This window comes from Enterobacter sp. BIDMC93 (genome assembly GCF_001037805.1).
In the GTDB taxonomy this organism is placed as follows: domain Bacteria; phylum Pseudomonadota; class Gammaproteobacteria; order Enterobacterales; family Enterobacteriaceae; genus Enterobacter; species Enterobacter hormaechei_C.
Genome location: NZ_KQ089962.1, coordinates 4,379,423 through 4,397,373, shown reverse-complemented (window position 1 = coordinate 4,397,373; position 17,951 = coordinate 4,379,423). Strand labels below are relative to the sequence as shown.

Sequence of the window (17,951 nt, the reverse complement as noted above, 5' to 3'; positions counted from 1 at the left end):
TGACGCGTAGCGATCCCGGCCTACAGAATTTGTGGCCCCCGTAGGCCCGGTAAGCGTAGCGCCACCGGGCAACAGGTGACCCAAAACAAGCGAGCAATTTGCATGTCTAAATCCGTACAGAGCAACAGCGCGGTTCTCGTTCATTTCACGCTGAAGCTGGATGACGGCTCCACGGCCGAATCCACCCGCAACAATGGCAAACCGGCGCTGTTTCGTCTGGGTGACACCTCCCTGTCTGAAGGCCTTGAGCAGCAGCTTCTGGGTCTGAAAGAGGGCGAGAAAAAAGCGTTTTCGCTGGAGCCGGATGCGGCATTTGGCGTGCCAAGCCCGGACCTGATCCAGTATTTCTCGCGTCGTGAGTTTATGGATGCGGGTGAACCAGAAATCGGGGCGATTATGCTCTTTACCGCTATGGACGGCAGCGAAATGCCTGGCGTGATCCGAGAAATCAACGGCGATTCTATCACCGTCGATTTCAACCATCCGCTTGCCGGGCGTACCGTTCATTTTGATGTCGAAGTGCTGGAGATCGATCCGGCACTGGAGGAGTAAAATGCAGATCCTGTTGGCTAACCCGCGCGGCTTCTGCGCCGGTGTAGACCGCGCTATCAGCATTGTTGAAAACGCGCTGGAGATTTACGGCGCGCCGATTTACGTGCGTCACGAAGTGGTGCACAACCGTTACGTGGTCGACAGCCTGCGCGAGCGCGGTGCGATTTTTATCGAGCAGATCAGCGAAGTGCCGGACGGCGCAATCCTCATCTTCTCCGCGCACGGCGTCTCTCAGGCGGTACGCAACGAGGCGAAAAGCCGCGATCTGACCGTATTCGATGCCACCTGTCCGTTAGTGACAAAAGTGCATATGGAAGTGGCGCGCGCCAGCCGTCGTGGTGAAGAGTCAATTCTGATTGGTCACGCCGGTCACCCGGAAGTTGAAGGCACCATGGGCCAGTACAGCAACCCGGAAGGGGGCATGTATCTGGTTGAGTCACCGGAAGATGTCTTTACGCTGGACGTGAAAAACGAAGCCCGTCTGTCGTTTATGACCCAGACGACGCTTTCCGTAGACGACACCTCAGACGTGATTGACGCCCTGCGCCAGCGCTTCCCGAAAATCGTCGGGCCGCGCAAAGATGATATCTGCTATGCAACCACCAACCGTCAGGAAGCCGTACGCGCCCTGGCTGAACAGGCGGATGTGGTGCTGGTGGTCGGCTCGAAAAACTCCTCTAACTCCAACCGACTGGCCGAACTGGCGCAGCGTATGGGGAAAGCGGCGTTCCTGATCGACGACGCAACGGACATTCAGGAAGCGTGGGTGAAAAACGCGGCCTGCGTCGGTGTTACCGCAGGCGCTTCAGCGCCGGATATCCTGGTGCAAAACGTCATTGCCCGCCTGCAAGAGCTGGGCGGTGGCGAAGCGGTGCCGCTGGAAGGCCGTGAAGAGAACATTGTCTTCGAAGTGCCGAAAGAGCTGCGAATCGACGCCCGCGAAGTGGAATAATGTCCTCTCAATCTTCAAAATGCCGGTGGCGAAAGCCTCCGGCATTTTTGTTTCTGGTTAACTGTGATTCACCATCAATATTGACGCTTTTATCACTAGGTTAATCGTTTAATCTGCCATCATGATATTGCTGTTCTCCTCGGGCCGGAGAGCGATATGAATTCAGACATCTTTTTGCCACCTCAGTTGACGTGGGCTACCGGCGCGCTAGCCGGCGGGCCGCTTATCCGCAAAACGACTCGTCTTGCGGATCTTCCTGGGATCTTCGCAGACGGCGAGGCGTGGAAGTGCGGCAATCCTCAAAAAAGTGTGTATGACGTAGACGTACTGGGCTCGCCCGTAGGGGAAGGGGCACTCTTCGTTGGGGTAACTCACCTGCGTGCGGGTAACGTGGGCGATGAGTTCTTTATGACTCGCGGTCATTTTCATCAGCGCCGCGAACAGGGCGAGGTCTATTTTGGCCTGCGCGGATGTGGCTTGTTGCTGCTGCAAACGGAGGCGGGCGACGCGCGGCTTGAGCAGGTGACGGCTGGCTCCGTGCATATTATTCCTCCTTTTACAGCGCATCGTTTGATTAACACTGGCAACGAGACGCTATCCTCCCTTGCCGTCTGGCCGAGCATTGCGGGACACGACTATGCGGCGCTGGCAGAGGGCTTCACCCTGCGGATCTTTGCCTCCGGGGAAGGTTACGAGGTGCGCCATGGCTAACTATGGCCTTGATATGACCATCACCCGTCAGCCGCTCGGTTTTTGCTACGGAGAGGATGTTACCGGGCCGATGCCGGAGATCAGAACGCTGGATCAGATCCGCCCGTCGCTGCGCAATCCGGACTGCGAAGGGCCTGAACAGGTATATGCCATCGCGATGGACGTGGCGCGTCTGGCGGACAGGCCGGAGCTCGAAAAACGCATGCTGCTTTTTGGTGTGGTCACCTACGCGGCAGGCACGCTTGGCGATGAGCCGGTCCGCAGCCAGGGACATGTTCACCGTATTAGCCAGCACAGCGGATGGTCGCCCCCTGAGCTGTACGAAATCTGGCAGGGTAAAGCGATTATCTACATGCAGGAGTATGTGGACGACGATCCGGGACGTTGTTTTGCGGTACTCGCGGGGCCGGGTGAAAAGGTACTGGTCCCTCCCGGATGGGGCCATGCGACGATTTCGGCCTCGCCCAATGAGCCGCTGACGTTTGGTGCGTGGTGCGATCGGGAATATGGCTTTGAGTATGAGGCCGTTCGTGCGCGAAAAGGTCTGGCCTGGTATCCCTTAGTTCAGGGTAATCATATTGTCTGGCAGCATAACAGTCACTACAGACCAGGGCGCTTGCAGATGATTACGCCGAGAAGTTATCCGGAATTTGGCATTACTGATGCGCCTGTTTATCAGCAGTTTATTGATGACCCCGCACGGTTCCAGTTTATTTCGCGTCCGGATAAAGTCGCAGAACTGTGGAATAACTTCCATCCATAAAGAAGCCGGGGCATTGCCCCGGTTTTCTTATCCTGCAAACAAACCGGACGCCACGCCAAGCGCTGCCAGTATAAGCAGCAATATCATGGCTTTTACCGGCGACACGCCGCGTTTTGCCATCAGATACCAGGTCCCCAGCACCACCGCCAGCGGAAGCAGCTGCGGGAAAATACCGTCCAGCATCTGCTGAACGTGAATGTTTACCCCGTCCCGGGTGATGAACTCCAGCCCGGTGCCGAGCTTCACGTAGCTGGCCGCCACGCCGCCCATGACAAATACGCCCAGTAGCGAGAGCGCTTCCCGTAGCCGGGTAGATTTGCTGCTGACCAGCATCTCCACGGAGCCTGATCCCATCTGGTAGCCTTTGAGAAACAGGAACCAGGAGCCAGGGATAATGATGGCCAGCCAGGCAACGGTATAAAACAGTGGACCGAGGATATTTCCGCCTGCCGCCAGCGCCATCCCAATGCTAAGCAGGATCGGGATCAGCATGCCGGGGATCATCGAATCGCCGATCCCGGCAATTGGCCCCATCAGGCCTACCTTCAGGGTATTTATGGTTTCACCGTCAATCGGCTCGCCGTTGGCTTTTTTCTCCTCCAGCCCCAGCGCCATACCGTTAACGATCGCGCCAATCTGTGGCTCCGTGTTGTAGAACGACGCGTGACGGCGCAGCATCTCGGTACGTTGTACCGGGTCGGGATAGAGCTTTTTTGCGACCGGCAGCATGCTCAGGCAAAAGCCGAAGGATTCAAGGCGTTCAAAGCTCATTGAGGAGAGGTTGTGCATCATCCACGCTCGCCAGCAGCGGCGCAGATCCTTGCGGGTGAGTTTACGTTCTTCCATCAGAATTCATCCTCGTCGTCAGGGACAGGTGCTGAAGCCACGGCCTGCGGTGCCTCGGGTTTATAGTTGTAATGAATCAGTGCCAGCAGGGCGCCCACGATCACCAGCGCGACCATATTGAGTTTCAGGAAAACGATGCAAACGAAGCCCACCAGAAAGTAGATGAGCATGGTATAGCTTTTGATGATCTGCTTAAGCAGGATGGCAATACCGACGGCGGGCAAGATGCCGCCCAGCACATTCATGGTGGAGAGGACGATGTGCGGCAGGCTGTCCATAAACCCGCTAATGTACTGTGCGCCAAAAAAGACGGCGATAAAGGTAGGCACAAAGCGCAGCACAAAATTCATCGCCTGCGGCCAGATGGCGCTGTTGAGGTAGATCCCGCGCTCGTCGCCGTTCTCCAGCGCCACATCCGCACGATGGTTCCAGAAGGAGTTCAGCACCATCATCGCATTGAAGAGAATGGTTCCGGCGATCCCAATAGTCGCCGCCAGCGCGACGGCAACCTCAGGTCCTTTGCCGGAAAGTATTCCCAGTGCAATGGCCGGATAAGCCACAAAGTTTAAATCTGCTGGCATCGAGCCGCCGGGTGTCACCATTGCGATATACACCGCCTGCACCGCTACGCCAATCATAATCCCGGTTTTGATATCGCCCAGGATCAGGCCAACCAGCATCCCGGAAATGAGCGGTCGGGAGATGAGATACCAGCCGCCCGTCAGCCCTAAAAGCCACGGACTACTGAGTGCGCCCAGATAACACAGCAGGCCAATTAAAGCCGCTTCGATAATCATGATCTGCTCCTTATTTCAGCTTTTGTCTGGCATCCTGCCAGGTATAAAAACTGGCATCAGGAACCAGGCGGAATTCAATCGCGTGTCCCTGCCCGGTCAGCCACTCGAACGCCGCCGCTTCATCCTGGGTTACCGATTGATTCGGGCCGATGGTGATCGTGTTAGCCCGGGCGCTCATCGGGCCCACGTTAATTTTTCCGTTGCTGTTTTTCAGGCTAATGCCCGCCTGCTCAATGCGCTGTAGCGTGAGTGGAGATTTGCCAATCACGAAATAGCGCTTTTCGCTGGCAATCACTTTTGGCAGTTTTTCGATCGCGGTTGCCGTATCGAACAGCCACACTTTAGTATCTGATACGGCTCCTTTCATGACCGACGATAACAGCGGATCGGCCGCAACGGCATCGTCAATGGCAACGATGCCGTCGCAGGGCAGCTCCCTGGCCCAGCGTGTAATGAGCTGCCCGTGGATCACGCGATCGTCAATGCGTACAAAAGAAATACTCATATGCGGCTCCTTAAAAATCGTCTGTCTGTGCAGTATCTGCCGGTTTCGCCTGTACCAGCGTCGGCAGAGTAAGTTCGATAAGCTGCCCGGCAGCCTGATGAACATCGCGAGCCATCATCACCTCATCGGTTTGCAGCAGCATCGGGAAGTTGACTCCAGCCACCACGGCGACCGGCGGCTGCGTATGTGGGTTAAACGCGGCCTCACAGGCCACGTTCCACGGCGTGCCGCTTTGCATGTCGCACAGCACCAGCACGCCGTCAGCGTTGACGCTTGCCGCTTCCAGTGTGGAGATGAAATCCTGCCGGAAGCCCTCTATTCCCGCCTGTTCGGTCAGACAAATGGCGTGTACGCCGGGGAGCTCGCCGTATACCATCCGGCCGCTCTCCAGCAGCGCGGCGGCTAACGGCCCATGAGTGGCGACAATAAAATGAATCATCGTTAGCTCCTTACCCAGGCTTTGATAGTCGCGAGGGGGTGTCCGGAAGCACGGGCTGAAGGTGAAATGCGATAGTCACCTACGCTTGCCGGAATGATGAAGGTTTCGGCGTAATGGACGGTAAACGGCTCAAATGCACCGGTTGGGCTGTCGACAATTGCTTCGTCGCCCTCTACCAGATTCAGCACGTTCACGCCGCCGCCGGTGTGGTGCAAAACGGGTTCGCTAAACCAGTGGCGGCGGGTTTCGATAAATTCACGCTCGTGCAGGCCAGTACGCTCTTCACGCCAGCCGTTTCCTTCCGCGACAGGTTCGAACTGATTCACCAGATGCTGATGAACCCACTGTGCGTCGCGCTGCCAGTCGATCACCTTTTCACCGTGCTCCAGGTGTACCGGGCGCGGCAGCCCGTCCAGGCCCAGGCGGCCCCAGTCCCACAGTTTGAAGGTGAAAATATACGGCGTAGCGCTGATCTCCAGCACCATGGTTCCCGCGCCGGAGCAGTGCACCGTCCCAGCCGGGATCAGGAAATGATCGTGCTTTTTTGCCGGGATCTGATTAACGAAGCGGTCGTCATCAAACGGTTTTTCACCGCGACCCGCGCGCCTGAGATCGTCCATCATGGCCTCAGGGTCTGTGCCGGTTTTGGTCCCCAGATAGACGACGGCACCCGGCTCCGCTTCCAGAATGTAATAACTCTCATCCTGGGTATAGTGCATCCCAAACTGCTGCTGGATGTACTCGGTAATGGGGTGGACCTGGAAGCTCAGATTCTGGCCACCCATGGTGTCGAGGAAGTCAAAACGGATCGGGAATTCCGCGCCGAAACGTGCGTGAACTTTCTCGCCCAGCAGAGCACGGGGCTCAAGCAAAACCAGATCCTGAGAGGGGATCTCGATCCGCACTGCGCCAAAACGCAGTAACAGGCTGTTCTCCTCGGGCACGCAGTCAAAACACCACGCGTAATTGGGTGCAGAGGGATCGAGATCGAATTGCTGTTTCATCCACTGGCCGCCCCAGACGCCAGGATCGAAAAAGGGCGCCACGCGGAAAGGCTGGGTGGTAGTTTGCTTCAGCCCGGCTCGCAGGGCCTCGCCGCTGACCATCGCGGGCTGGTTCGTCTGGGTTGTATCCAGTAAAAAATCGGTGCGCCTGAGCAGCGGTGTTTTGTGGCGATCGAAGACGCGCCATTCGACAAAAAAGGCGCGCTTGTAGCGACGAAGCATATCTTCCTGCTGATTATCTGCGCCCCAGTTCCCAGTCTCACCCCGGCGCATACGCTGCTGGATCTCCCAGCGCGGCAGATCGGCATACACCAGCACATCACCCGGATGGACAAGCGTCGCACCGGGTCCGTAGATCACAATCAGCCCCCCGGAACACTGGTTCACCTGAACCTGCAACGCCTCCAGACGCGCGGGATCGAAAAACTCTCCAAGCTGGTGGCAGGAGAGAACGCCAAAGACGCGATCGTCTGTGAGGTTGCGCGCCAGCATCTCATGAATGGCACACTCATCCCGTCGCGCCTGTTCAGCATTGATCGCCAGCGTCGGGCGTAGACGCGGCAGCACGTTCTCTTCAAGCTCGGTCATGCGCACGCCCGGATAGCAGTCAATCACCAGCACCGTGCGGCTGCGCTGTTGGGTTTTTGACTCAAGAACGCGGGTTATTGCTTCCCAGCCTTGCCAGGCGCTGTCATCAAAACCCTGTATCGCCACCGTGGGGAATTTGTCGTAGGTTGTCATTGTATCCTCCGTAATCGTTATTTAAGGTTATTCGATTAACCGTATTTGAGAAGAGTGGTTAACGCGATTAACCCGCCATAAATGCGAATCGAATCCAGAACAACAGCGGTAATGTGAAGAGTCTCACAGGGAAAAATGCAAAAAACAGGTTATTCGATTAACCTGTAGTGATGATGAAGGAGACAACATGACGGGAATTACACTGGCCGATGTCGCGAAACGCGCCGGCGTGTCAACGGCGACGGTCTCAATGGTGCTCTGCAACAAAGGCCGCATTTCGCAAAGCACGCGCGAACGTGTGCTTAAGGCGCTGGATGAATCCGGCTATGTCTATAACCAGACGGCAGCCAATTTACGTAACCGCAGCAGTAACCAGGTCGGGCTGCTCTTGCACGATATCACCAACCCTTTTTATAGCGAGATGACGGCAGGGCTAAGTCATGAAATGGAGCGCCACGAGCTGATGCTTTTTCTGGCGAATAGCGAGGAATCTGCAGAGCGACAGCAAAAATTTGTTGATTCACTGATGCGTAATAACGTCGGCGGTATGGTGCTGTGTGCGGCTCGGGAAACGCCCCAGGCCTTTTTTGAGGGTCTGAAGCGGCGCAATATTCCGGCTATCATGGTTGTGCGCCCGCTGAACGATCCGGATTTTGATTTTGTCGGAACGGATAACTTCTTAGGCACGCAGATGGCGACGGAGCATCTGCTCAGAATGGGCCATCGGCACATTGCGTTCATTGGAGGGAGTCAGAATTCGGGCTCTCGGGCGCAGCGTATCGGGGGCTTTACCAGCAAGCTGCTGGAATACGGCGTGACGCCGAATCCTGCCTGGATCAGAACCTCACACGCCAGCCAAAGCGACGGCGCGCGCGTGGCAGAGGCTTTACTTCTCGAGCATCCACACATCAGTGCGGCAATTTGCTATCAGGATGTTGTGGCGCTGGGGGTGATGCAAAGCTTACGCAAGATGGGCCGTGAGCCGGGACGTGATTTTGCGCTGGTCGGTTTCGATGATATTACCGAAGCGGCTCTGGTGCAGCCCGCATTGACCACCGTATCGGTGGCGGCGAAAGAGATTGGTCGTAAGGCAGGGGAGTTACTTTACAGCCGCATACAGGGCAACGACGAACCCGCCAAACGAATCATTCTGCCGCCTGCGCTGGTGGTGCGGGAATCATGTGGTTTTCGCTGACGATCATGTCTTTCACTGATATCTCACCCTGTTTATCATTAAATTCTAATTATCGGCGTTTTCTGTGGCAGCCTGTGCAAAGGCTGGTTAATCTGAAAACGATTTACATCATTTTAACGTAAGAGAATAACTATGCATGATGCACAGATCCGCGTCGCCATTGCGGGCGCGGGTGGACGTATGGGCCGTCAGCTGATTCAGGCGGCACTACAGATGGATGGCGTGGCGCTTGGCGCGGCGCTGGAGCGTGAAGGTTCATCGCTTTTGGGAGCCGATGCAGGCGAGCTGGCAGGCGCAGGTCAGACGGGCGTTACCGTGCAGAGCAGCCTTGAGGCGGTGAAAGAAGACTTTGACGTGTTTATCGATTTTACCCGCCCTGAAGGCACGTTGGCTCACCTGGCGTTTTGCCGTCAGCACGGTAAAGGGATGGTGATTGGCACCACCGGTTTTGACGAGGCCGGTAAGCAAGCCATTCAGGATGCGTCCACTGAGATTGCGATTGTCTTTGCGGCAAACTTTAGCGTGGGGGTAAACGTCATGCTGAAACTGCTGGAGAAGGCGGCGAAGGTGATGGGCGACTACACCGACATTGAAATCGTCGAAGCGCACCATCGCCACAAAGTCGATGCTCCGTCAGGCACGGCGCTGGCAATGGGCGAAGCGATTGCGTGTGCAATGGATAAAGATTTGAAAGACATCGCGGTCTATTCTCGCGAAGGCCACACTGGCGAGCGCGTGCCTGGCACCATTGGGTTTGCCACCGTTCGCGCGGGTGATATCGTCGGTGAACATACCGCTATGTTCGCCGATATTGGCGAAAGGATCGAAATCACTCATAAAGCATCCAGCCGCATGACATTTGCAAACGGGGCGGTACGTTCGGCATTGTGGATGAAAGATAAGCGTAATGGTCTTTTTGATATGCGAGATGTCCTCGAACTCAACAATTTGTAAGCATTATTACCCTTCGTGATGTGGTTATTGCAGTCGTAATTACTTGATTGCATAGGGCAATATTTTATTGCCCTTTTATTTTGTCTGTTTGGGGTGTTTATTGTGTCTAACTGATTTAAAGTAAGTGTTTTCTCGATAATTTCTGTTGCTGAACTGTAAATTTTGACCATTTGGTCCACTTTTTATTCCTGCAAGACGTTTCTTTCTATTAAACTGCATACGCAAGCGGTTTCCACAGTGATTTAGTTGATCTTTTTGCCGCTTAATCTGAGTTCAGACCTCCAGGCTTGCAAAAGAATATACAAAACTCCCGTTTTAAGTTGACTTTTACATGGCAAATCCCCAGAATGCCGCCGTTTGCCAAAAATCCGCTGGCAACACATTTGCATTGATCCATGACATGGTTATGAATTAATATGCAAATAAAGTGAGTGAATATTCTCTGGAGGGTGTTTTGATTAAGTCAGCGCTATTGGTTCTGGAAGACGGAACCCAGTTTATCGGTCGGGCCATAGGGGCAACGGGTTCGGCGGTTGGGGAAGTCGTTTTCAATACTTCAATGACCGGTTATCAAGAAATCCTCACTGATCCTTCCTATTCTCGCCAAATCGTTACTCTTACTTATCCTCATATCGGCAATGTCGGCACCAATGCGGCTGACGAAGAATCCTCTCAGGTACATGCGCAAGGCCTGGTCATTCGCGACCTGCCGCTGATTGCCAGCAACTTCCGCAACACCGAAGACCTCTCTTCTTACCTGAAGCGCCACAACATTGTGGCGATTGCCGATATCGATACCCGTAAGCTGACGCGTCTGCTGCGCGAGAAGGGTGCACAAAACGGTTGTATCATCGCAGGGGATAACCTCGATGCGACGCTGGCGCTGGAAAAAGCGAAAGCCTTCCCGGGACTGAACGGTATGGACCTGGCGAAAGAAGTGACCACCGCTGAAGCCTACAGCTGGACGCAGGGAAGCTGGACGCTGGAAGGCGACCTGCCGGAAGCGAAACCGGAAAGCGAGCTGCCGTTCCACGTGGTGGCCTATGATTTTGGCGCCAAGCGCAACATCCTGCGTATGCTGGTTGACCGTGGCTGCCGCCTGACGGTCGTCCCGGCACAAACGTCTGCGGAAGATGTTCTGAAGATGAACCCGGACGGCATCTTCCTCTCTAACGGTCCTGGCGACCCGGCGCCGTGCGACTACGCTATCGACGCCATCAAGTCCTTCCTTGAAACCGACATCCCGGTATTCGGCATCTGTCTCGGCCATCAGCTGCTGGCGCTGGCGAGCGGAGCGAACACCGTCAAGATGAAGTTTGGCCACCACGGTGGTAACCACCCGGTGAAAGATATCGACAACAACACGGTGATGATCACCGCGCAGAACCACGGCTTCGCTGTGGATGAAGCGACGATGCCGTCTAACCTGCGCGTGACGCATAAGTCACTGTTCGATGGTACCTTGCAGGGTACCCATCGCACCGATAAGCCTGCGTTCAGCTTCCAGGGCCACCCTGAAGCCAGCCCGGGCCCTCACGATGCCGCGCCGCTGTTCGATCACTTCATCGAACTTATCGAGCAATACCGTAAGACCGCTAAATAATCAGGAGCTGAGAAGACCATGCCAAAACGTACAGACATAAAAAGCATCCTGATCCTTGGCGCTGGCCCGATTGTCATCGGCCAGGCCTGCGAATTCGACTACTCCGGCGCGCAGGCGTGTAAAGCCCTGCGTGAAGAGGGTTACCGTGTCATCCTGGTAAACTCTAACCCGGCCACCATCATGACCGACCCGGAAATGGCGGATGCGACCTACATCGAGCCGATTCACTGGGAAGTGGTACGCAAAATTATCGAGAAAGAGCGTCCGGACGCGGTGCTGCCGACCATGGGCGGCCAGACGGCGCTGAACTGTGCGCTGGAGCTGGAGCGTCAGGGCGTGCTGGAAGAGTTCGGCGTGACCATGATCGGTGCGACCGCCGACGCGATTGATAAAGCAGAAGACCGTCGCCGCTTCGACGTGGCAATGAAAAAAATTGGCCTTGATACCGCACGTTCCGGTATCGCGCACAATATGGAAGAAGCGCTGGCCGTTGCGGCTGAAGTGGGTTATCCGTGCATCATCCGTCCTTCCTTCACCATGGGCGGCACCGGCGGCGGTATTGCCTACAACCGCGAAGAGTTTGAAGAAATTTGCGAGCGCGGCCTGGATCTCTCCCCAACCAAAGAGCTGCTGATTGATGAATCGCTGATTGGCTGGAAAGAGTACGAGATGGAAGTGGTGCGTGATAAAAACGACAACTGCATCATCGTCTGCTCCATCGAAAACTTCGACGCGATGGGGATCCACACCGGTGACTCCATCACCGTTGCGCCAGCTCAGACGCTGACCGACAAAGAGTACCAAATCATGCGTAACGCCTCGATGGCGGTACTGCGTGAAATCGGCGTGGAAACCGGCGGCTCTAACGTGCAGTTCTCGGTGAACCCGAAAACCGGCCGTCTGATTGTTATCGAAATGAACCCGCGCGTGTCCCGTTCCTCCGCGCTGGCCTCCAAAGCCACCGGTTTCCCGATTGCGAAAGTGGCGGCGAAACTGGCAGTGGGTTACACCCTTGACGAGCTGATGAACGATATCACCGGTGGCCGCACGCCAGCGTCCTTCGAACCGTCCATCGACTACGTTGTGACTAAAATTCCACGCTTTAACTTCGAGAAATTCGCTGGCGCCAACGACCGTCTGACTACCCAGATGAAATCCGTTGGTGAAGTCATGGCGATTGGCCGCACGCAGCAGGAATCCCTGCAAAAAGCGCTGCGCGGCCTGGAAGTGGGCGCGACCGGCTTTGACCCGAAAGTCAGCCTGGACGACCCGGAAGCACTGACCAAAATCCGCCGCGAGCTGAAAGACGCGGGCGCAGAGCGTATCTGGTACATTGCCGATGCCTTCCGCGCGGGCCTGTCCGTCGACGGCGTATTTAACCTGACTAACATTGACCGCTGGTTCCTGGTGCAGATTGAAGAGCTGGTGCGTCTGGAAGAGAAAGTGGCGGAGCTGGGCATCAACGGCCTGGACGCAGACTTCCTGCGCATGCTGAAGCGTAAAGGCTTCGCCGATGCGCGTCTGGCTAAGCTGGCGGGCGTGCGTGAAGCGGAAATCCGCAAGCTGCGCGACCAGTACGACCTGCACCCGGTCTACAAGCGCGTGGACACCTGTGCGGCTGAATTCTCGACCGATACCGCATATATGTACTCCACCTATGAAGAGGAGTGCGAAGCGAACCCGTCCGTCGACCGCGACAAGATTATGGTGCTGGGCGGCGGTCCAAACCGTATCGGCCAGGGCATCGAGTTTGACTACTGCTGCGTACACGCCTCACTGGCGCTGCGCGAAGACGGTTACGAGACCATTATGGTCAACTGTAACCCGGAAACCGTCTCGACCGACTACGACACTTCCGACCGCCTCTACTTCGAGCCGGTCACCCTGGAAGACGTGCTGGAAATCGTGCGCATCGAGAAGCCAAAAGGCGTGATCGTGCAGTATGGCGGCCAGACTCCGCTGAAGCTGGCGCGCGCGCTGGAAGCAGCAGGTGTGCCGGTTATCGGCACCAGCCCGGATGCGATTGACCGTGCGGAAGACCGCGAGCGTTTCCAGCAGGCGGTTGACCGTCTCAAACTGAAACAGCCGGCGAACGCCACCGTGACCGCAATTGAAATGGCCGTTGAGAAAGCGAAAGAGATCGGCTACCCGCTGGTGGTGCGTCCATCCTACGTACTGGGCGGCCGCGCGATGGAAATCGTCTACGACGAAGCGGACCTGCGTCGCTACTTCCAGACGGCGGTGAGCGTTTCCAACGATGCGCCTGTGCTGCTCGACCGCTTCCTCGACGACGCGGTTGAAGTCGACGTGGATGCCATCTGCGACGGCGAAAGGGTGCTGATTGGCGGCATCATGGAGCACATCGAGCAGGCGGGCGTGCACTCCGGTGACTCCGCCTGTTCTCTGCCAGCGTACACCCTGAGCCAGGAGATTCAGGACGTGATGCGCCAGCAGGTGCAGAAGCTAGCCTTCGAGCTCCAGGTTCGCGGCCTGATGAACGTTCAGTTCGCGGTAAAAGACAACGAAGTCTATCTGATTGAAGTCAACCCGCGTGCGGCGCGTACCGTACCGTTCGTCTCCAAAGCGACCGGTATTCCGCTGGCGAAAGTGGCGGCGCGCGTGATGGCTGGCCAGACGCTGGCTCAGCAGGGCGTCACGAAAGAAATTATCCCGCCGTACTACTCGGTGAAAGAGGTGGTACTGCCGTTCAACAAATTCCCGGGCGTTGACCCGCTGTTAGGGCCAGAGATGCGCTCTACCGGGGAAGTGATGGGCGTTGGCCGTACCTTCGCAGAAGCGTTTGCGAAAGCGCAGCTGGGCAGTAGCTCCACCATGAGAAAATCTGGCCGTGCGCTGCTCTCCGTTCGCGAAGGCGATAAAGAGCGCGTGGTTGACCTGGCTGCCAAGCTGCTGAAACAGGGCTTCGAGCTGGACGCCACTCACGGTACGGCGATTGTGTTGGGTGAAGCGGGTATCAACCCGCGTCTGGTGAACAAAGTGCATGAAGGTCGTCCGCACATTCAGGACCGCATTAAGAATGGCGAGTACACCTACATCATTAACACCACCGCAGGTCGCCAGGCGATTGAAGACTCCAAACTGATTCGCCGCAGCGCGCTCCAGTACAAAGTGCATTACGACACCACCCTGAACGGCGGTTTCGCGACGGCCATGGCGCTGAATGCGGATGCCACCGAGAAGGTGATTTCGGTGCAGGAAATGCACGCTCAGATTAGCAAGTAACACACATTGCCCGGTGCCATCCGGTTACCGGGCAATTTTCCCATCTTAAGAACCTTCTGGTTTTTCATCCGCTTTCAGTCAGTTAGCCTAAAATAGTTAGGTCGATAACGAAAATTCAACTGAGAGCAGGGGAATACACCATGCAAAATAAACTACTGATCGCTTCCGTTCTGGCTGCCACCGCAATGTTCACCGTGGCGGGCTGTTCGTCCAATCAGGCCGTAAAAACCACCGATGGCAAAACGATTGTTACTGACGGGAAACCGCAGGTGGATGACGATACCGGTCTGGTATCGTACAAAAACGCCGAAACCGGTCAAACTGAACAGATTAACCGTGACCAGGTTAAATCAATGGGCGAGCTGGATAACTAAAAAAAAGCAGTGGCACATGCCACTGCTTTTTTGCTTCAGGATGATCGATTACCAGCGATGGTTTAACAAAATATGACCGCCGTAGGCGGCATAGCTGTTTTCACCCCACTCGCCGCTGGCACGCAGGGAGATCGTCGTGGTTTCGTTCAGGTTGCCGGTTAAGCCCAACTCTAACTGACCACGATCTTCCGGCGTATCGTTGCTGACGGTCTCGTCGTTGAATGCCAGATCGTTTTGACCTGCACCTTTCAACCAGTTAACCGCAACGTACGGCTGCCAGGCCTTGACGTCCTTCTGCTGGAAGTAGCTTGCTTTAATGCCGAGACGACCAAAGACGCTGTCATTGTCAAGGGTAGTGACGCGTACGCCGTCGCGATCGGTATGATTTTCCTGATCGAGATAGCTGTAGATCACCTGCGCCTGCGGCTCGATCTTCCAGGTGCGTTCATTTTCAGACTGGATTATCCACGCGTGGCCGACTTCAACAGACGCGGCGAAACCTTCACTATCGTAGTCTTCATCGTTGCGATTGCTGGTGACGTTGTTGTTGTACCAGCTGTAAGCGGCCCAGGTATCAACGTAGCTGCCCAGACGTAATTTCTGATCTTCCTGCCAGGTGGCGTACAGCCCAACATTGAAGCCATCAACCTTACCCTGTGCGTCACGTACGTTGTGCTTTGCATCAGAGTGGGTCTTCGCCTGGCCTGCACCGAACATCCCGCCAGCACGCAGGATGCCGTTATCAATTGGCTTGCTCATGAAATCGCTGCCGACTTGCAGTACGGTGGTGGTGGTGTCGTAGCTGACTTTATCGCCACCCGCATCGTTCTCGTGATAGCGACCCTTAACGTACATCCAGGTGTTCAGGTCGTCTTCATTGCGGAAGGTGATCTGGTCGCGATCGTCACGCTTATGCAGGAACATGCTCTGTGCGGCAAGGTAGTTACCTAAGTAAGCACCCACTTCAGGTGCCATGACTTCCGGAGCATTGTTACCGCCGTTGTCAGTGTTGCCGCCGTTATCGGTGTTGCCGCCGTTATCGGTGCTGCCGCCGTTATCGGTGTTGCCGCCGTTGTCGGTGTTGCCGCCGTTATCGGTGTTGCCGCCGTTATCGGTGTTACCGCCGTTGTCGGTGTTGCCGCCGTTGTCGGTGTTGCCGCCGTTGTCGGTGTTGCCACCGTTATCGGTGTTGCCGCCATTGTCGGTGTTGCCACCATCATCGGTGTTATCGCCATCATCAGTATTGCCACCGTCATCGGTGTCGTCGGAAGGCTCATCAGAAGGCGTCGCCTTTGATTCCAGATACCAGTTGCCGTCACTGTGCTGGTAGAGGTTATATTCCCAGGCGCCTGCGACGACCGGTTTTGCCAGCGTCAGTTGGGCTTCGGAACTGCCGCCGATGCTGACAATTTCCATACCGTTAATGGTTTGCGCGCCTGCGCCGCCAATGTTGGTGATGCTGATGCCGGACTGACCGAAGCTGCTGCCCGTAATAGTGAGGTGATCAGTTGGTGAATTATCTTCACCCAGGGTGCTGTTCATCACGATCTGGCTACCGTCAGAGCCGGTGTAGTCGCCATTAATCGTAAAATTATTGCCAACGCTATTATTAGCCGCACTGAGTAACAGCGTGCCGCCATTAGTCACGTTGCCGTTGATGGTATCGACGCCGGAAGCGCTGAGCGTGGAGTTACCCTGGACTGCATTCCATGCCGCCAGCGTACCGCCGCTAAGAACCGCGATGTTGTTGTTCACTTCGCCTGCGGTGGCAAAGGTCGCGCCATTTTCAACGGTAACGGTGGCGTTACTGCCCTTGACGCCGAGCGTTGCGCCGGTGGAGACCAGCGTGGTGCCGCCGTGCAGAACCGTATCCCCTGTATAGCTATTTTTGCCCGTCAGGGTCAGGGTGTTGGAATCAACTTTTTCGACGTTACCGCTACCGGTCATGTCGGTGGCGAAAGTGAAATCGCTTCCCTGGTTAAAAATGACGGTACCGTTGTTGGTGAGCCCACCGCTGAGGGTCGCGGTTTTTTCGCCATCGCCCAGTTGCAACGAAGCATCTTTGGCCACCCGAGTATTACCGGTATTCGATACCGCGCCTGACAGGGTTAACGCGCCCGTGTCTATCAGCAAGGAATCGCCAGAGCCAATAATATCGAGATCGCCCGACAGCGCCCAATTTTCGCCCATCATTTTTATACTGGCAAAACCGTCGCCTTCGTTCAGACCCACAAAGTTACTGTCTTCCGTACCGGTGCCGATCAGGGTGAGAGTGTTTCCCGTGGAATTGGTGGAAATAACGTCACCGATAAGAGTGGAACCCGTATCAAGCACCAGGGTGTTATTTTTATTGCTGGCAAACATAACAGCGGCTGTATCACCACTAATCGTTCCGCTATTCGTGATATCTACTTTTGCATTATTCGTTACATTAAAACCGTATTGCGCACCCTGCACGTTACCAGTATTTATGACCTTAGTGTTACCCTCGCTCAGAGCGATTCCATCATTCGCTGTGCCAGTGATCGTACCCGCATTATTAATGGCAACGCCTGCAAGTGCGTTCAGGCCAGTTTTACCTTTAATAACTCCGGTTGTGCTATTTGAAATACTTACAGCCGATGAGTTTTCACTAACGAATATACCATCCTCAAAAGCGGTTATATTCCCACGGTTGCTAATTTCACCTTGCATTGATTCAATACTAATAGCTGTAGCCGATTTCGATGTGATGGCGGCACCTTCCTCGTTATTCACCACAACACGTTGCGCGGCAGTATTTATATCCAGGCCAGTTTCCCTACCGGAAATATTCCCTTCGTTAGTGATATTATTGATAGTAAACCCAGTGATAGATACCGCCGCTTCACTATCTGCGGAAGATATCGTCACGTCTTTATTAATAACATATTCAGCATCGGCTGAGAAATCTTGAGGAACAGAAGTTGATTGGTCAATCGTTGCAGAAAACGCAACCGCAGGGGTGCATATCAACAAGGCAGGAAATATCTTTCCCAGAGTTTTGGTTGTATTATTTAATTGGGAGGGTTTGTTGCTCATGTACACATCCATTTGAGTGAGAAGGAATATTCGACACGTGTGTGAAACGTATATCGATCGCCTAAATAATGAGCTCAAAACAAAGAGCGTAAAATTATTATTTTTTCAATGGGTTATGTACAGACTGTTTTATTAAAGAATGACTTAAGGTCCTCTAAAAATATCTGTTGGCAATATGAGTTGTTACTATTATTTTGCGGCATGAATTTGTC

The 17,951-nt window shown here is 55.1% G+C and carries 15 protein-coding genes; 9 read left to right on the top strand and 6 right to left on the bottom strand.

From position 1 onward, the window contains the following. Positions 1–102: 102 nt before the first annotated feature. The 4 genes from fkpB (at position 103) to SK58_RS20510 (ending at position 2,978) form a co-directional block, all read left to right on the top strand. The gene (gene fkpB, locus SK58_RS20525; RefSeq protein ID WP_015572634.1) at positions 103–552 is read left to right on the top strand and encodes an FKBP-type peptidyl-prolyl cis-trans isomerase; all 450 of its coding nucleotides are present in this window, start codon (positions 103–105) and stop codon (positions 550–552) included. Position 553: 1 nt separating this feature from the next. Continuing rightward, the gene (ispH, locus tag SK58_RS20520) at positions 554–1,504 is read left to right on the top strand and encodes a 4-hydroxy-3-methylbut-2-enyl diphosphate reductase (RefSeq protein ID WP_017383814.1); all 951 of its coding nucleotides are present in this window, start codon (positions 554–556) and stop codon (positions 1,502–1,504) included. Positions 1,505–1,660: 156 nt separating this feature from the next. After that, positions 1,661–2,215, top strand: coding sequence for a glucose-6-phosphate isomerase family protein (locus tag SK58_RS20515; RefSeq protein ID WP_017383813.1), 555 nt, complete (start codon positions 1,661–1,663; stop codon positions 2,213–2,215). After that, the gene (locus SK58_RS20510) at positions 2,208–2,978 is read left to right on the top strand and encodes a glucose-6-phosphate isomerase family protein (protein WP_015572636.1); all 771 of its coding nucleotides are present in this window, start codon (positions 2,208–2,210) and stop codon (positions 2,976–2,978) included. The genes SK58_RS20515 and SK58_RS20510 overlap by 8 nt, the downstream gene beginning before the upstream one ends. A 27-nt stretch (positions 2,979–3,005) precedes the next feature. Here the strand turns inward: SK58_RS20510 and SK58_RS20505 are convergent, their stop codons facing one another. Genes SK58_RS20505 through SK58_RS20485 form a run of 5 tightly spaced genes read right to left on the bottom strand, consistent with a single transcriptional unit; the run spans position 3,006 to position 7,310 of the window. Further along, positions 3,006–3,824, bottom strand: a complete 819-nt coding sequence (locus SK58_RS20505) for a PTS system mannose/fructose/sorbose family transporter subunit IID (protein WP_015572637.1) — start codon at positions 3,822–3,824, stop codon at positions 3,006–3,008. Further along, positions 3,824–4,621, bottom strand: coding sequence for a PTS mannose/fructose/sorbose/N-acetylgalactosamine transporter subunit IIC (locus tag SK58_RS20500; protein ID WP_015572638.1), 798 nt, complete (start codon positions 4,619–4,621; stop codon positions 3,824–3,826). The genes SK58_RS20505 and SK58_RS20500 overlap by 1 nt, the downstream gene beginning before the upstream one ends. A 10-nt stretch (positions 4,622–4,631) precedes the next feature. Further along, positions 4,632–5,126 carry a PTS sugar transporter subunit IIB gene (locus SK58_RS20495; RefSeq protein ID WP_015572639.1) on the bottom strand — a complete coding sequence of 165 codons (495 nt, stop codon included), beginning with the start codon at positions 5,124–5,126 and terminating at the stop codon, positions 4,632–4,634. Between the two features lie 10 nt (positions 5,127–5,136). Continuing rightward, positions 5,137–5,565: a PTS sugar transporter subunit IIA gene (locus SK58_RS20490; RefSeq protein WP_017383812.1), complete on the bottom strand. Its 429-nt coding sequence runs from the start codon at positions 5,563–5,565 to the stop codon at positions 5,137–5,139. Between the two features lie 2 nt (positions 5,566–5,567). Continuing rightward, positions 5,568–7,310 carry a class I mannose-6-phosphate isomerase gene (locus SK58_RS20485; RefSeq protein WP_017383811.1) on the bottom strand — a complete coding sequence of 581 codons (1,743 nt, stop codon included), beginning with the start codon at positions 7,308–7,310 and terminating at the stop codon, positions 5,568–5,570. Between the two features lie 187 nt (positions 7,311–7,497). Between SK58_RS20485 and SK58_RS20480 the strand changes: the two genes are divergently transcribed. The 5 genes from SK58_RS20480 (at position 7,498) to SK58_RS20460 (ending at position 14,679) form a co-directional block, all read left to right on the top strand. Beyond that, complete coding sequence (locus SK58_RS20480; RefSeq protein ID WP_015572642.1) at positions 7,498–8,505, top strand: LacI family DNA-binding transcriptional regulator; 1,008 nt, start codon at positions 7,498–7,500, stop codon at positions 8,503–8,505. Between the two features lie 132 nt (positions 8,506–8,637). Beyond that, entirely contained in the window at positions 8,638–9,459 is an 822-nt protein-coding gene (gene dapB / locus SK58_RS20475) for a 4-hydroxy-tetrahydrodipicolinate reductase (protein WP_048220377.1), read from the top strand. A gap of 454 nt (positions 9,460–9,913) precedes the next feature. Continuing rightward, positions 9,914–11,062: a glutamine-hydrolyzing carbamoyl-phosphate synthase small subunit gene (gene carA / locus SK58_RS20470; RefSeq protein ID WP_048220376.1), complete on the top strand. Its 1,149-nt coding sequence runs from the start codon at positions 9,914–9,916 to the stop codon at positions 11,060–11,062. A gap of 18 nt (positions 11,063–11,080) precedes the next feature. Further along, the gene (gene carB, locus SK58_RS20465) at positions 11,081–14,305 is read left to right on the top strand and encodes a carbamoyl-phosphate synthase large subunit (RefSeq protein WP_017694535.1); all 3,225 of its coding nucleotides are present in this window, start codon (positions 11,081–11,083) and stop codon (positions 14,303–14,305) included. 140 nt (positions 14,306–14,445) lie between these two features. Next, positions 14,446–14,679 carry a YgdI/YgdR family lipoprotein gene (locus SK58_RS20460; RefSeq protein ID WP_003856439.1) on the top strand — a complete coding sequence of 78 codons (234 nt, stop codon included), beginning with the start codon at positions 14,446–14,448 and terminating at the stop codon, positions 14,677–14,679. 48 nt (positions 14,680–14,727) lie between these two features. Here the strand turns inward: SK58_RS20460 and SK58_RS20455 are convergent, their stop codons facing one another. Beyond that, a complete protein-coding gene (locus SK58_RS20455; protein ID WP_181011582.1) occupies positions 14,728–17,739 on the bottom strand; it encodes an autotransporter family protein in 3,012 nt (1,003 codons plus the stop codon). Positions 17,740–17,951 lie beyond the last annotated feature (212 nt).

Coding starts and splice junctions, on each gene's coding strand:
- SK58_RS20490 (WP_017383812.1), bottom strand. CDS start 5,565: ATGATTCATTTTATTGTCGCCACTCATGGGCCGTTAGCCGCCGCGCTG.
- SK58_RS20505 (WP_015572637.1), bottom strand. CDS start 3,824: ATGGAAGAACGTAAACTCACCCGCAAGGATCTGCGCCGCTGCTGGCGA.
- SK58_RS20485 (WP_017383811.1), bottom strand. CDS start 7,310: ATGACAACCTACGACAAATTCCCCACGGTGGCGATACAGGGTTTTGAT.
- SK58_RS20500 (WP_015572638.1), bottom strand. CDS start 4,621: ATGATTATCGAAGCGGCTTTAATTGGCCTGCTGTGTTATCTGGGCGCA.
- SK58_RS20515 (WP_017383813.1), top strand. CDS start 1,661: ATGAATTCAGACATCTTTTTGCCACCTCAGTTGACGTGGGCTACCGGC.
- SK58_RS20455 (WP_181011582.1), bottom strand. CDS start 17,739: ATGAGCAACAAACCCTCCCAATTAAATAATACAACCAAAACTCTGGGA.
- carB (WP_017694535.1), top strand. CDS start 11,081: ATGCCAAAACGTACAGACATAAAAAGCATCCTGATCCTTGGCGCTGGC.
- fkpB (WP_015572634.1), top strand. CDS start 103: ATGTCTAAATCCGTACAGAGCAACAGCGCGGTTCTCGTTCATTTCACG.
- SK58_RS20460 (WP_003856439.1), top strand. CDS start 14,446: ATGCAAAATAAACTACTGATCGCTTCCGTTCTGGCTGCCACCGCAATG.
- ispH (WP_017383814.1), top strand. CDS start 554: ATGCAGATCCTGTTGGCTAACCCGCGCGGCTTCTGCGCCGGTGTAGAC.
- SK58_RS20480 (WP_015572642.1), top strand. CDS start 7,498: ATGACGGGAATTACACTGGCCGATGTCGCGAAACGCGCCGGCGTGTCA.
- dapB (WP_048220377.1), top strand. CDS start 8,638: ATGCATGATGCACAGATCCGCGTCGCCATTGCGGGCGCGGGTGGACGT.
- SK58_RS20510 (WP_015572636.1), top strand. CDS start 2,208: ATGGCTAACTATGGCCTTGATATGACCATCACCCGTCAGCCGCTCGGT.
- SK58_RS20495 (WP_015572639.1), bottom strand. CDS start 5,126: ATGAGTATTTCTTTTGTACGCATTGACGATCGCGTGATCCACGGGCAG.